The organism is Streptomyces sp. SID13031 (assembly GCF_010548305.1).
Classification (GTDB): domain Bacteria; phylum Actinomycetota; class Actinomycetes; order Propionibacteriales; family Kribbellaceae; genus Kribbella.
In genome coordinates this window covers 1-14,769 of the sequence record NZ_JAAGLV010000031.1, presented here as the reverse complement: position 1 = coordinate 14,769, position 14,769 = coordinate 1, and the positions used below count along the sequence as shown (strand labels likewise).

Annotated in this window: 6 protein-coding genes and 1 pseudogene; 2 read left to right on the top strand and 5 right to left on the bottom strand. The window is 64.3% G+C overall.

What is annotated here, in order from left to right:
- Window positions 1-7 precede the first annotated feature (7 nt).
- The 4 genes from G3I17_RS37765 to G3I17_RS37750 all read right to left on the bottom strand — a co-directional run bounded on the left by G3I17_RS37765 (window position 8) and on the right by G3I17_RS37750 (window position 4,719).
- Window positions 8-1,576: a GMC family oxidoreductase gene (locus tag G3I17_RS37765; RefSeq protein ID WP_203591307.1), complete on the bottom strand. Its 1,569-nt coding sequence runs from the start codon at window positions 1,574-1,576 to the stop codon at window positions 8-10.
- Window positions 1,573-2,178, bottom strand: a complete 606-nt coding sequence (locus G3I17_RS37760) for a DUF5987 family protein (RefSeq protein WP_239063310.1) — start codon at window positions 2,176-2,178, stop codon at window positions 1,573-1,575. Before G3I17_RS37760 ends, G3I17_RS37765 begins: the two co-directional genes overlap by 4 nt.
- 39 nt (window positions 2,179-2,217) lie before the next feature.
- Window positions 2,218-2,781 carry a hypothetical protein gene (locus G3I17_RS37755; RefSeq protein ID WP_164603957.1) on the bottom strand — a complete coding sequence of 188 codons (564 nt, stop codon included), beginning with the start codon at window positions 2,779-2,781 and terminating at the stop codon, window positions 2,218-2,220.
- Window positions 2,782-2,931: 150 nt separating this feature from the next.
- Window positions 2,932-4,719 carry a hypothetical protein gene (locus G3I17_RS37750; protein ID WP_164603955.1) on the bottom strand — a complete coding sequence of 596 codons (1,788 nt, stop codon included), beginning with the start codon at window positions 4,717-4,719 and terminating at the stop codon, window positions 2,932-2,934.
- Window positions 4,720-6,150: 1,431 nt separating this feature from the next.
- Between G3I17_RS37750 and G3I17_RS37745 the strand changes: the two genes are divergently transcribed.
- Window positions 6,151-12,966 (top strand): RHS repeat-associated core domain-containing protein, encoded by a 6,816-nt coding sequence (locus G3I17_RS37745; protein WP_275402658.1) that lies wholly within the window; start codon window positions 6,151-6,153, stop codon window positions 12,964-12,966.
- Window positions 12,967-13,455: 489 nt separating this feature from the next.
- On the opposite strand, the pseudogene G3I17_RS37740 reads toward G3I17_RS37745, so the two are convergent.
- A pseudogene (locus tag G3I17_RS37740) lies at window positions 13,456-14,286 on the bottom strand (IS1380 family transposase); the annotation flags it as partial.
- A gap of 79 nt (window positions 14,287-14,365) precedes the next feature.
- Here G3I17_RS37740 and G3I17_RS37735 point away from each other — a divergent pair.
- The coding region (locus G3I17_RS37735; protein ID WP_164603951.1) for a transposase at window positions 14,366-14,769 on the top strand (404 nt) is incomplete at its 3' end.

The following is a 14,769-nucleotide window of genomic DNA, read 5'->3' as shown; positions in this document are numbered from 1 at the left end:
ACCACTCCTAGGTGAGGCGGGTGCCGACTGGACGGAGATCGACTCCGGAGGCGGCCAGACGTTGCTGAACGAAGGTGGAGGCTCGTTCAGCGAGCGCGGCAATGGTGAGCGAGGGATTGACGCAGAGCGCGGTCGGTACTGCAGCACCGTCGGTGACGAACAGCCCCTGGTGGCCGCGCAACTCGTGGTGGTCGTTCAGAGCCGAGGTCGATGGGTCGTCGCCGATCCGGCACGAGCCCAGCGGATGAGCGGTGACAACTCCGGCCGGCTCCTCGTGCCACGGGGTGACGGTCGACAAGCCATCACGTTCCAGAATGCTTTTGAGTTCCGCATCGGCGACGGCCCAGCCACGTCTGGTGTTCGCTGTCGGCCGGTAGCGCATCGTTCCGCTGGCAAGGGCGGGGGCGAGTCTGGTGAAGCTGCCGACCGGTGGCGGAGCGCCGAAGGTGCCCTCGTTCTCGTCCTCGGTCATGGCCAGCATCGTCAGCCACGAGCGCCAGCGCCTGCGCATCTCCTTCTTGCCCGTTCCCCACCAGCCGGGGGCAGCCGCCAGTATGTTCGTCATCGCTGGGAAGTAGATCTGCTGCAGGGAGAAGCGTTCGAACTCCGCCAGACCACCGTCCAGGTGATCGAACGTCATGGCGGTGATCGCTTTCCCGATCGGGAGGGCCTGGTAGCCCACGCCGGGAGCACGCGAGAGGCCGAGGACGTCGCGGACGCGGTCGTCGTTCGTTACCGCGACGCTGACCCGATCGCCGTTTCCAGAGAGGTTGCGACCGACCGCTGCGGGGACGCCGCCGAGTAGTAAGGCGGATCGCTGGAGAATGATCGGCGTTCCGACCGTGCCAGCGGAGAGGACCACGACCTTGCTCTCGATGCATTCCGTTGAGGGGACTGCACCGTCGGCGTAACACAGAGAAGTGGTCCGGTATCTGTAGCCCGGCGTGAGAGCGGGTGTGATCAGTTGTACCTCGTGCAGCGGCCGGATCTCGGCCCCCTCGGACTCCGCAGCCGGCAGATAGTTGTGCAGCATCGAGCGTTTCGCGTCGAAGACGCAGCCAGACAGCATCCAGTTGCAGTTGGTGCATCGCTCGAGATCGACTGCCACCGGTACCGGGTTGCAGGTCCGGCCCGCGTGTTTGCAGGCCGCGGCGAACACGCCGCCGGCGTACGAGACCTGGGACCAGTCCTGTTGAGCAACCGGCAGGGCGGACTCGATCCTGTCGTACCAGGGGTCGAGACTCGCGCGGCTCAGCGAGCTCGGCCAGATCCGTTGCCCTGACCTGCCCCGCCGGTCGAAGACGAAGCCCGGTGTGCGCAGAGAGGCCGCGAAGTAGACCACGCTGGAGCCGCCGACGCAGTTGCCGGCGATCACCGTCATACCGTCCCCGATGATCGCGTCGATGCTTCTCGTGTAGGAGCCGAGCGCCATGTCCTGAGCGAGGTCATTGGCGGCGAGCCTCGGACCGCGCTCGAGAACGACGACTCGAGCGCCTGCGGCTGCGCAGTGGAAGGCGGGGATCGCGCCGCCGAAGCCGCTGCCGATCACCACGACGTCTGTTGTCTCTACGGTCACGACGGACTCCCTTTCGCCGTGGTGGCAGGGTGGGGGTTCGCGAGTTGGCGGCCGTAGGAGAACTCGGCGCACCGCCATCGGCCATCCGGCCCTACCGCTGGGAAGCCCAGGAATTTCAGCCCCGGATGGCCGTTCGATAAAGCCTCGACGGTGTGTCGGTGCGGGGCAGAATCGAATGCGGCAGACACCAGCAATGCCAGCAAAATCCAGATGAGCCGGTCAGGTCGATCGCGCTGGAACAGGTCCGTCAAGACAGCGGTTCGATGTGGGAAGGCCAATCCGACGAACGGTGGTAGGCCCCACGGGAGCGGGATCAGGTGGGCCACCGCGTACGCCGTGGCCGCGACATTGAGTCCGGCCGCCATCTCGGGGAGAAGCGGGCCCAGGGCAACTAGTGGGTGTCGGAGCAGATCGAGGAATCCGATGTCGGCCCCGCCGGGCGGGCCGGCCACACCGGCCACGGCGGCATCGCCTGAATACCGCTTCGCGCCCGGGACGACGGTGTCCGCAAAGGCCTCCAGCGTCGAGGTGGTGGCCGAAACAGTGACGCTGTCACCGGTGGCCGACGCTGTCGTCGGCAGAGTGACAGACGGCAAGGTCATCGCGATCAACAGACCACGGATGACCGCTCGCCGGTCCACCTAGCACCACCAGGCAGTCGGTATGTCGATGCTGAGTCCGGTCTGGCCGGCTTCGTTGCCGTAACGCGCCAGGACTTCAGCCAGAGCAGGGAATGTCGGCCGTAGTGCTTCAACGACGTCACCGACGCCGACGGTCATGCCGTTGATCCGGAAGTCCTTGAGCAGGATTCCAGCCCCACCGGTGTCCTTGTCGAACCAGTAGCTTCCGTTCCAGCTGACATACGCAACGTCGCCCGGATGGTTCTGAACACTCCAGTGATCGAGTTGCCAGTACCGGCAGGACGGCAGTGCCAGAGCGAACCGGGACGGCTCTGCCAGCAGAAAGGCGAGAGCCCCGCCGTTGTCGATGGTGATGTCCCGCTTGCTGTACTCCACGCACAGCGGATTCTCTGCGTAGAGGTACCACGGGGGCTTCTCGCCCTCACCGAACCGATGCCATCGGCACGACGAGCCGAAGGACGGATCGTGGTAGGAAACGGCGGTTGTTTCCGCGTTCGCGGCCATCGGAGAAAGGGTCGCGGTGAGGATGCCGAGCAGCGCGGTGGTGATTGTCTTCCAGGGCATGACGCCTCCATGTGCAGAGCACAGCAGAGCGGGGCGGATTGGGGGTCGAGAACCTCGCGTCATCGGATGTCGCGTCGGTGGGTTCCGATGGTCGGTGAGGTGAGACCGTCGAACAAGGCGCCGGCGGGTTCAACCTCGTCTCAGCAGGTCTCAGCCGTCTTGAGCCAGGAGATGAGCGGCGATCCGGTCGACGGCCTCGGTGAGCCTGCGGAAGTAGGTTGCCCGGCTCACCACCAGTGATCTGGCGATCGTGTCATGTGCGTCGCGACCGAGCAGGAAGCGTCGATCGACGATCGTCGTCAATTGGGTGGCGTGCGGGGATCCGGCAAGAGCCGCTTCGGCGGCGGCGCGCAGCTGGGCACGCACCGACTCCGCCCGGCCGGGGCCTGCCGGTCCGATGGCAAGCGGGCTGCTGCTCAGCGCGTCGTCACTACCGAAGGCATCCAGCGCGCGCCGGACGTCGGCTGCGGTCGTTGTCAGGCTCGGTGGCGGCACATGCAGCTCCCGATACACCACGTCTCGTTGCGCTGACAGAAGTCCGCCGATGCCCAGATCGATGTGATAGCAGCCGAGCGTCCGCCCGTCCACGACCCAGCGCAGGCCGGGTACGGCGCGGCCGCCGATCTCCTGGCAGAATTCCCGCACTCGCTCACTGCGGTCGAACGCGAGAATGAGGGCATGGCGAAGCCGTGGAATCTCGGCCCGTTGTACCAACGAGAAGTTCAGCAGGCTGTACAGCCCGGCATCAGCAGCGCCCTGCGTGCCGCCGGGCAGGATGATGGTGTCTCGCCATACCAGAGTCGTCGACGCCGCGCCGATCTGCTGGGCATAGGCCGCACAGCCGGCGCCGATCGGATCACCGGCCAGCAACTCACGCGGCGCCGTCGCCGGGACGAAGCCGATAGCGTGGCCGGCCGGAGCGCCGTCACCACCCCGCGCCACCACCACGTTGGCCCCGGAATAGTGGTAGTACCCGCGGCTCAGTCCCCACCAATCCCGGAAGCCGTGGCCGCTTAGCCTCGCACCGACGATGGCCGCATCGCCTTCCCGTACCGAGGTCGCCGAATAGCAAGCATTGGCGCTGAGTCGATATCCCCACTGGACCCTTGGGCTGCTCACCAGGTGCGCGAGGTCTGCCAAAGCCGTTCTGCTGCCCGCGACCGCATCCCGGTAGTAGTGATCGCAGAGGCGTCGCCGCAACTGCTGGTCCCGCTCCGGGGCCGCGGTGGCCATCGCTGTGCACAGCGATGGCCGGACCAGCTCGTGCACGGTCAGCAGGTCGTCGTTACTCTCGATGTACGAGCGCCCCGCAAGCCAGTCGAACGCTGAATCCGAGTCGGTGCCCAAGACACTACTCAGCAGTTCCGCGGTGGTGGTCCGAGCGATGACACAGACATGCAATGCGTCTTGAAACCTCAGGTCTTGTTCGCCATCGGTGACGACAGCGGCGACCTTGGTCGCTATCTCGCTTTCACGAGCCACAGCTCCCCGCGCAACGCTCATGGTTGCTGCCAGCACCAACGTCAACGGAAGTCCTGCTGCCCAGCGCTGGATGGCGTCAGCGGCCGCGGCCGGTACGCCGAGCCGCCGGAGCAAGGTCAGGGAGTAGTCCTGCGACAAAGGTGCGAGCTTGACCTCGGTCAGCACATGCTCCCAGCCGTCCCGACGCCATTCCACGCCGGGCGGATGCCTGGACGCGACGACCACCACGGCGTTCGCGGGAAAGGTGCACAAGATGTCGCGCAGCGACCCGGTGGACTCGAATCGGTCGAGCTTGTCGACGAAGACCACGAGTCCGTCCGACGACCACGCGAAGGTCGTGCCGGCCGTCGGATCGGACAGCCAACAAGAACGGCGCCCGGCCTCGCCGGCCCGGCGACGCATCGCGCGCAGCAAAGCGGTCTTCCCGCTGCCACCGGGACCGTGCGCATAGATCACGATTGGTCCTGACTCACCCTGCAGCGCCCGATCGAACAGGGACAATTCCTCTGTTCGTCCGACAAATCCGATGCCGTGCCGCGAGGCGATCCACTCACCGATCGTCCACCCTCCGCCCGCTGAGCGCACGAAGGCCACCCCCGCCCCACCTCGACGAGACAGCTCCTGGATGGACGAAACTACGGCTAACCCGGGGATTGATCAAGCGACGAAGGTCACGCGTCCGGCACTGATGAAAGCACCTTGCCTCATGGCCATCGCTCGATGCGTGCAAGATGTTGGCGGTTGGCGGTTGGCGAAGGGCTGTGGCCCGACCGATATCAGCGGCCGGGCGCGTGGCGCCATCTGCTCGCGATCACACCCCCAATGGCGGTCGGCGTGACACGGAGCGACATGCCGCTGGTCTGGATCTAGTTGACAGGGCGCGTCCGTTGATCTCGGCCTCAACGGTCCCGGCTGTTGACCGAGCACCGCGCGATTACGCCGGTGATTGTGAGGAATCTCCATGGGTCGCGTGCTGTTCGGGAATGACGCCAGACCATCGCGCCGGTGGGTTCGCCAGGCCGCAGTCGATGCCGGTGAGGCTCCGGGAGTCCCGAAGGTGGTGGGGACAACCGGGAGTTGAAGCGTAGGGGCCGATCTGGAACGCACCATCGAGACCTTCGAGGCGGCGACGAGTTCCCCCGCGAGCGCGAGCGCCCCGCGATCTCGCTGATTTGCCGGTTCGATGCCGGGCAGAAGGATCGGTTCGGCGTCGCTTCGATCTGCCCGGTGCTTGGTGTGCGTGGCAAGATCGCTCCGCGGAACTTCCTGGCGTGGACCCGGCGCAGGCCGGGCGGTTTCCAGCGATCGACGCAACACTTGCTTGACACCTACCTCACCCCACCAACCCCCAACCACACATCAGCGCAAACCCCCACCCATCCCCCCAAAAGAATGGACGCCGCCAGCCTCAAAACTCCATGAGTCAACTGCATCCGGGGCAGTCCCGTCCCCTCGAATCCGGAGCCGAGTGGGCAGAAAGCCTATCGCTGGGCGAGGGGTCGCCCCGGTGGCTGCCAGCGGTTGAGGGTCTCGTTCGCCATGGCGACCCGCACGTGGCCGGAAGTGGAAGATCCAACCGCTCCGGGTCGGGGCGTTCCAGTTCTTCGCCGATCCTGATCTGGAACGGAAGATCCGCGATCCGTGACGTCGAACTCCTGGCCTTTCAAGCATTTGGCGAAGACCGACACGCGCGTGAGCTGCACGTCATCTGCGACAGATCATGCCACTCGCACCGACCTCCACGCGAAGCTTTTGAACTTGCCGAAGAGGCCAACTTTAGGGGGGCCACTCCGGGCAGACCACGATGTCCACTACCTGGATTGGGGCGACCCTGAGACCCGGCGATCATCCAAGTTTGTTCGTTTGATTCTTGATTGGGTGTGTGTGATGAGGGTTGATGCGGGTCGTCCTTTGCGGTGGTTGCTGGCGTGGGTGTTGTTGGTGGGGTGTGGGGTGTGGGTGGTCCCGGGGGGTGTGGGGTGGGCGGTGCCTGAGGAGGGTTCTCCGCCGGGATTGCCGGGGGGTGTGGTGTTCTCTGACCCGCCGGTGCCGGAGGTCGCTGCTCCGGCGGGGTTGTTGCCGGGTGGTTTGTCCGTGTCGGGTTCGGGTGCTGCGTCTTATGAGGTGCCGTTGGAGGTGCCGGCCGGCCCGGGGGGTGTGCAGCCGAGGTTGTCGTTGGGGTATACCAATGGCGGTGGGAATGGTCTGCTGGGGGTGGGATGGTCTGTTTCAGGGGCGTTGTCATCGGTGTCTCGTTGTGGGAAATCGTTGTCGGTCGAGGATAAGACGACGGGGGTGAAGTACGTAAATTCAGATTCAGCGTCGGGTGGGGACGCCGATCGTTTTTGTTTGAATGGGCAGAAACTGGTGGTGGTGGGTCCAGGTTCTTATGGCGCGTCGTGGACGACATATCACACGGAGGCGGAGAGCCGGACGAAGGTGGTCTCGCGGGACTCTGATGCTGGGGGGCCCAAGTGGTTCGAGGTATGGACGGACGATGGCCGCCATCAGCGGTATGAGGCAGCAGCCTCGGCTGATCCGATGCGTTACACCACGAGCAGTGGCGGGATCATGCCGACGGCGACGGTCCGTGATTCGTGGGTACTGAAGAGTGAGTCTGATCGTTCGGGGAACGTGATGACGTATTCTTACAGTCAGGTCTTCGAGCCTATTGCGGGACTTGCTGTTCCTGGGGCGAAGAGTGTCGAGGTCGTGGTCGATAAGATCGCCTATTCGACCGTATCGGGTGCCGGGCAGCGTCGTTATGTTCAGTTCAATTACTCAGATGATCGTCCGGATGTGGAATTCTCGTGGCAGTCGGGTGTACGGAAGCAGACCCGGAAGCGATTGGTATCGCTGGAGATGTTCGCACCGAACCCGAAAGACACGGCACTGGTGTGGAAGTATTCGTTCGACTACAATACCGAGGGCAGCACGGGCCGGAGCCGACTGGCAAAGGTGACGCGGTGCGGGTTCAAGGGTGGCTGCACCTGGTCGAAGAAATTCACGTATTCCGCAGGCCTTTCCTCCTACGCCGGATCGGTGCTGGAGTCCGGTTTCGAGTTGCGGTATCCCGATATTCAGTTCGATATGCCGTCGATGCAGGTCGCAGATTTCAACGGCGATGGCGCGGATGATTACATCTACAGTTTCGGTCATGAGCCGGGGTCAGGTAATGACTACATCCGGCTGGGAGTGAAGGCCGCAGGGTCGGGTCTGATCACGGCGCTGCAGGACAAGCGTCTGCTGACCGGCGTGGGTAATTACGACACGCGGACGCTCGCGCAGAGCAGGCCGGCTGACCTAGACGGGGATGGGCTGCCGGAGCTCGTGGCGTTGCACGAGGCGCGGGATGGCAGTGACACCACCCATGTCGACCTGCTGCACTGGGATAGCGCGGCGAATCGTTTCTCGAATGGTTCGAGCCGGGGTACATTTACCTACAACGGGCCGGCCGAGCCGGATTTCGGTGATTTCAACGGCGATGGGCTGCTGGACGCGGTGGGGAGTATCCGTCACGTGCCTTATGGTGATTCATTTGTCACCGAGTGGGGTTTACAGCTCAATGCCGGTACGGGGTTTGGGAGCGTTCGGCCGTTGTTGACCTCGGACTGCAAGCGGTCGATGGTCGATGTCGATGGTGATGGCCGGATCGATGTGTTCGCGGGGCGGACTAACACGAGTTCGCCTTACCTGGATTCCTGTGGTGACGGGGTCGGGGTGACGGCGTCGCTGCGTGACGACGGTTACGTGGCCGGTGCGGCCTTTAGCGGGTCTCGTTACCCGGCAGATGAGTTCGACTCCGAGGCGCTGGCCCCGGGCGATAACCAGTTGGAGTTCGGTGACTTCAACGGTGATGGGCTGCAGGACGCGGCCCAGGTCCGGTGGGTGAGCGCGGGCGGCCCGTGCGCGGGCCCCTGCATGACGGTCCGTTACAACACCGGGAACGGGTTCGCGCCGGAGGAGGTCTTCACCGAGCTGCCGAACTGGCCTGTGGAGGGTATGTGGGGCGATAAAGGCCTGAAGATCGCCGACATGAACAGCGATGGCCGAGACGACTTCGTGCTGTTCCACGAGCAGGCGACTGCGATGCCGGTGGCACCCCGGGTCTGGCGCGGTTCGGCGACCAACATCGCCGGTATCACGATCTTGTATGCCGGTGGCGGGTTCAAGACGCTGGTCGATGCCGCTAATCCCGACAAGCTGCACGACTTCGACGGGGACCTGCACAACGGTGGCTGGGGCCTGTCGAAGATCGGTGACTTCAGCGGCGACGGGTTCCTCGACATCGTCACCTATAAGGGAAACGGTGTCGCCAATCAGCTCATGGTGTATGTGGACAAGCCCTCGGATGTTGAGGACGCCCTCGGAGATCCCGCCAGCGCGATCCGCGGGGATCTGCTGACCAAGGTCTGGGACAGCTCCAACAGCAAGTGGCCGCTGGAGCACATCAGTTATTCCACGGAATGGTCGAACCAGCCGCGGGTGACCGCTGTTCCTGCGGTGTCCTTCCCGACGATGGCCGGACGCCACCGCGGGATGACGGTAGTGCGCAGTGTCGCCTCCCGTGCGCATCTGCTCGACCCGGCCGATGATGCGGCCGTGCGCAAGGGCGCGCACGTCACGGAGTACGCCTACGAAAATCCGGTCTCTGATGTGTGGGGCCGAGGATTCCTGGGCTTCAGTAAGACGTTCACGTGGAACAAGCACCGGCCGTCGGAGACAGTGACGGACTTCGACAATCACACCCGGATCGCGGGTGCGGGTCACAGGGGCTCCTACGCCAGTGCGGGGCTGCCTTCGACCGTGACCACGGCCACCGCCATCCTGACCACGCCTCAGGTCGAGGTTCGGACGGTGAAGGTGACCGCCCGGGTGCGCCAGACCACCCAGATGTATGAGACGCGGTCTTACTTCGGTGGCGCCACGCGTGAGGTGATCCCGAAGAACGTGGTGCTGCCCTCAGGCAACACCACAGTGAAGGAATGGGAGCAGAAGGCCGCCATCGACTGGGAGCTGATCAACCCGGCCAACCCGTCCCCGCGCGCGCATCTCACGAATCTGTCGGTGCCGACGTCGCCGGACAAGGTGACGGTCTTGGCCAGCACCCGTGATGACTATGGGAATGTGACCCGCAGCCAGCGGCAGGTCGCTGGTGGTGTCGGTGAGGACTCAGCGGCGACGTTCGACCTGTCGGCGGGGCGGATCGACGATTGGCTGATCCATGTGCCCGAGACCAGTTACGTGACGCAGATCGAGGCCGATGACACCCTGGCGGTTCCCCATCGCACCACCCGTCATCTGGAGTTCGACCATGATGAGAAGGGCCGGGTCAAGACGATCTTTACCGAGCCCGGCAGTTCCGACCCCGACCTTCGTGCGGTCACCACAATGGGGTATGGCGACAAGGGGGAGGTCCGGTCGATCCGGTATCACAGTGACAGCAGCGGTGTTCTCGACCGGGAGACCCGGTATGAGTTCGAGCCGCTGATCACGGGCTGGGCCAATGAAGGGATCTACCCGACGCAGGTGTGGTCGCCGCACAGCTTGGCGGCCTATCAGCCGAGCACGTGGACACTGACCGATCCCGCGACTGGGCAGCCGCTGCAGAACGTGGACCGTAACGGAACCCAGTCCAGTGTCCAGCACGACGATCTGGGCCGGCCGATTAAGTCCCAGGTACCCGGCGAAGCCGCGATCACCACCGCCTACTCCAAGCGTGAGGACAGCTTCGGCGGCGCGACCGGCATCATCACCACTACCCAGCGGGGCAGCGAAGTCACCCAGACCGTCACCGACGTGCTGGGACGACCGGTGTCACAGATGAACAACATGTTCAACGGCGACGGCACCCAGGCGGTGACCACTTCTTATGACCTCCTAGGACGGATCGTCAAACAGAGCCGCCCCTACCAGGTCATCGCCGCGACCTCCAAGCCCACCCGGTTCACCACCACCACCTACGACAGCCTCGACCGACCCCTGGACACCGAACTTCCCGACGACACCTTCAGCAGCCGCACCTATACGGGCCTGTTCGAGACCCGTTCCACTGACGCCAAGGGCAACAAGTCCGTCGCCACCAGCGACGTGAACGATCGCCCGATCAAGAACGTGAACGTCGATGGAAAGAAGGTGAGCGGTGTCCTGGCTGATGTCATCACCCGCTACGCCTACGACCCGTTCGACCTGCTGAAGTCCACGACCGATGACGCCGGGAACATCACCTCGAGCGTCTATGATGCGCTCGGGCGACCCACCCAGGTCTCCGACCCTGACACCGGCATCCGCCAGCTGCGCTACACCGGCTTCGGCGAGCTTCGCGATGAATACCACCCCGCCTCGCTCAAGGCCCGCAGCGCAGTGTTCGACGACCTGGGCCGGATGACGACCGGAACCGAATACAACGTCACGAGCTCGGGAACACGGATCCAGACCGGTCACTCCGAGCGGGTCTATGACAGTGGCGACCACGGAATCGGCCAGATCGCCTCGGCGACCAGCGTCGATAACGTCACCACCGCCTACTGGTATGACGAAGCCGGCCGGCCGGCCAGGGTCGACTACACCGACGGTCCTACCGGCCCGGTCTATCGCGCGGACACCACCTACACCGACGACACCGGCAAAGTCGACACCGTCACATATCCGGCTATGACCCCCGGCGGGACCCGTGTCACCACTCAATACACCTACAACGACCAAGGGAACCTCACCGAGATCGGCGACATCACCCCCGGCCACATTGCAAGGCTCTGGCACGCCGACAGCCGCAATCTCGATTTCAACCTGACCCAGGCGACCCTGGGCAACGACTACCGGACCAACCGCGGCTACTCCGCCGACACGGGCCGGCTCACCTCCATCACCGCCAACACCCCCACCGGGGTGTCCGTCATGAACATCGGCTACCAGTACTGGGACAACGGGCTGGTCAAACACCGCACCGACACCAGCGCCGGCGGACGTGATGAGACCTACGACTACGACAGCATGCTCCGCCTGACCGACTGGACCCTCACCCACGGAGGCACCACCACCAAAACCGGCTACGTCTACAACCCCATCGGGAACCTGACCGCCACCACCACGAACAGCGCCGTCACCGAGAACAACATCTACGGCACCAGCGGAACCCGGCCCCACACCCTCACCCTCACCACACCCACCACCGGACCCAACGTCGCCTACCAGTACGACACCCAAGGCCGGCTCACCTCGGGCCGCGACCGCACCCTCACCTACAACTCCCTCGACCTGCTACCTCGCACCATCACCAACGGCGGCCGGACCTGGAATCTCACCTACGACGCCGACGGCCAACGGGTCAAAAAGGCCTCCGGCCCCGACATCACCACCTACATCGGCGACCTCTACGAAAAACGCCAGACCAGCACCGGCACTAGCCACGTCTTCCACATCACCGGCCCCGACGGACCCGTCGCCCAGATCACCTACAACCCTGCCGGCGCACCCACCACGACCTACACCCTCACCGACCGCCTTGGAAGCATCAACACCACCCTCACCAACACCACCCTCACCAACACCACTATCGACCACACCTACTACGCCCCCTACGGCAACCGAACCAACCCCGACGGCACCGAACTCACCACCCCACCCTCCACCATCCACAACGGATTCACCGGCCAAGAACACGACCCCGAACTCGGCCTCATCAACTACAACGGACGCCTCTACGACCCCACCCTCAAACACTTCACCACCCCCGACCCACTCAACAGCGCACCCCTCAGCCCCTACGCCTACATCAACAACAACCCCACCAACGGAACCGACCCCACCGGCTACTCAGTCCTCGGCGAAGGCCCCGGAACCTGCAGCACCATCTGCACCAGCTTCAGCAACGCCGAAAACACCCAAACAACCGAAACCTGCACAACCATCTGCCTCGGACCTGACACACCAGTAGCGCCGCCACCAGCCGCTAAATCCGACCGCGGCTCCTACACCGGGGCCACAGCGACCGACGCACGCACAGCCAAAGAAATCGCCGCCCAAGGCGAAAACAGTGACGCACAAGACTACGCAAACCGCCACAACATCTGGTCTCAAGCCCAAATGGAACTACCCGCCGGACCCAACGACGGAGCAGAAGGCGCCGGCACCACCAGCGACGGCACCGGCGGAGCAGGGCCAGGCGGAACCGTCTGGGAACCAGAACCCGACGCAATCGGCGCCGCCATCAACGCCACCCCCCTCCGCATCCTCGCCGTCTCTAGCCACGACGACCCCGCCCTCTTTTCCGCCATGCTCGCTGTCCTGCCCATCATGCCGCAACTCATGCCTAGGTCGAGCTCGCTAATTCGTGCCGGCGGTCAATGCGGTGCCGGCGGCGCGTGCTATAGGATGTCAATGCAGATCGCCGAAGCAAACCCGGGATCTAAGGTTCTGCGTGTTGGGCGGCCGAGCAAGCCAGCTGATGCATTCATGCCCGACCTACCCATTGCCCACTTCGGCGTGCAGAATCTGGACGGTACAATTACTGACGTCACGCTGCTTGGAAACGCGCTCGGGTATAATAGAGCAGGAACAATCCTTCCGAACCCTGCGTATATCAAGAACATCAGTTCTCGCGCGGCCCGATCTGCGGCGACTAGTATCGTGGGCAGAGACACTTGGATGCCATCTGACTATCGGGCATTGCTTCGCAACTTGTTCCCGAACTCTCGTCCGTAACTCTGAGGTTCGTGGCACCTCACTCTGGTGCGGACACGGCTGACGAGCTGGACCGATGGTGGTGCGCCGATCGATCGGCATCGTGATCGGATGATGTTCATCTCACGCGACGAGCGATTGGCGCCGGTGGGCTTCGTCGGGGATCGATCGGGAGGGACGGACAAACTCGTTCACGCCGGAGACTCCACTGCATCGCCCGTCGAACGCCCTGGTCGGTCTGCAAGAACAGATCGACCTGCTCCACAACGGCGCAACGCCTGTCATCTGCGACAGCCCGACGGATGCGATGGTGATCGAAGAGCTCAGTCGTTCAACGAAGAAGCAGTACGTTGGGATTCCGCTGTTCGAGTCGCCGATATCGACCGCCCAAGCGAGGATACTGGCTCGGTACAGCGAGACTGATCAAGCGATCGTCATGGTGCCGCTCGGGTGGGCGTCGGTTCCACGGGCCGGGCTTGTTTCGGGTCGTAGTGACGGGTGGAGGTGTTTTCAGCTGGGTGCGGTGAGGGCCTGGAGTCGGGTGAGGCCGGTGTAGCAGAGTGGTCCGGGCGCTGTTGCGGGCGAGGTGGATGACGGTGCGGCGGCCGGTTCGGGCGAGCCTGGTGGCGGTGGAGAACAGTCGCAGTCGTAGGCGTTTTGGTTCCCAGCGGCGCGCCTAGTGGGTGGTGCCGTCGGTATCGGTGAAAGCGAGTAGCTGCATTCAGGTGGTCAGTTCGCAGGCCAGGGCGACGATCGCGCACCAGATCTGATTCTGGCCGAAGTCGTGTAACGGGAGGTTCTGAGTCCGGTGTCTTTGGCGGTTCGGATCCGGTCTTCGGCGCGGGCCCGGCGACGGTGGCGTAGTTCGAGATCGGCGAGCTGGCCGCGAGCGGTGTTGGTCGCGAACGCGGTGACCCGCATGCCGTCGATGTCGGTGAGGCGCAACTGGGCGCCGGGGTGGGGACGTTCCTTGCGGATGTCCACCCGCATCCCGGGCGGCCATTTGGACAGGTTGAGCAGGGGCTGTGACGTCGGCGACCCAGGTGCGTCACGGACCCGGCCATTGCTGTCGATCGCTGGTGTCCACGCCTGCTTCGGATCCGCGGCAGCTTGGCCGCGAAATCGTCGGGGGAGGGGGGAACCGACCGAGTAGGACAGCCGCTGGCCGACGATCCAGTCGAGGAACTCGTGGGTGCAGCCGGACGAGTCGGTACGGATCAGCACCCGACGTCCGGGTCGGCTCCCCGCCCGGTGGCCGGGGAGTTGTTTGAGGGCGTCACTGACCACGGTGAGGTGGTCGGCGGCAGTGTTCGATCCGGCGTTCCCGGGTCGTAACCTGATCGCCACTGGGCCTGCCCCGTTTTGACGGACATCCGAGATCAGGAGCGGTTGCTCCGGAAGGATGTTCATCATGGAGTCCATGGGCAAGAAGAAGCCAAGGCCTCGTCGTTCGTTCACTGCTGAGTTCAAGGCCGAGATCGTTGAGCTGTGTGAGCGCGGCGATCGGTCGGTGGGTCAGGTCGCGAAGGACTTCGATCTGACTCAGACCGCGGTGCGTGAGTGGCTGAAGCAGGCCGAACGCGACGCAGGCACCGGCGACGGCGGGGTGACCAGCAGCGAAAGGACGAGCTCGCGGCGTTGCGGCGGGAGAACCGTCGGCTGCGCGAAGACGTCGACATCTTGGAGCGTGCCACGGCTTTCTTCGCGTCAATGCCATGATCCGGGTGCCTGGCAGGGTTCGCTCGTTTCTTCGCTGCCTCGCAGGTCGATGGCTTGTCCTCGATGTGCGGCTCCGCCGGGCACCCAGGGCGCGCGGGGATGTGG

Coding starts and splice junctions, on each gene's coding strand:
- G3I17_RS37760 (WP_239063310.1), bottom strand. CDS start 2,178: ATGACCTTGCCGTCTGTCACTCTGCCGACGACAGCGTCGGCCACCGGT.
- G3I17_RS37755 (WP_164603957.1), bottom strand. CDS start 2,781: ATGCCCTGGAAGACAATCACCACCGCGCTGCTCGGCATCCTCACCGCG.
- G3I17_RS37745 (WP_275402658.1), top strand. CDS start 6,151: ATGAGGGTTGATGCGGGTCGTCCTTTGCGGTGGTTGCTGGCGTGGGTG.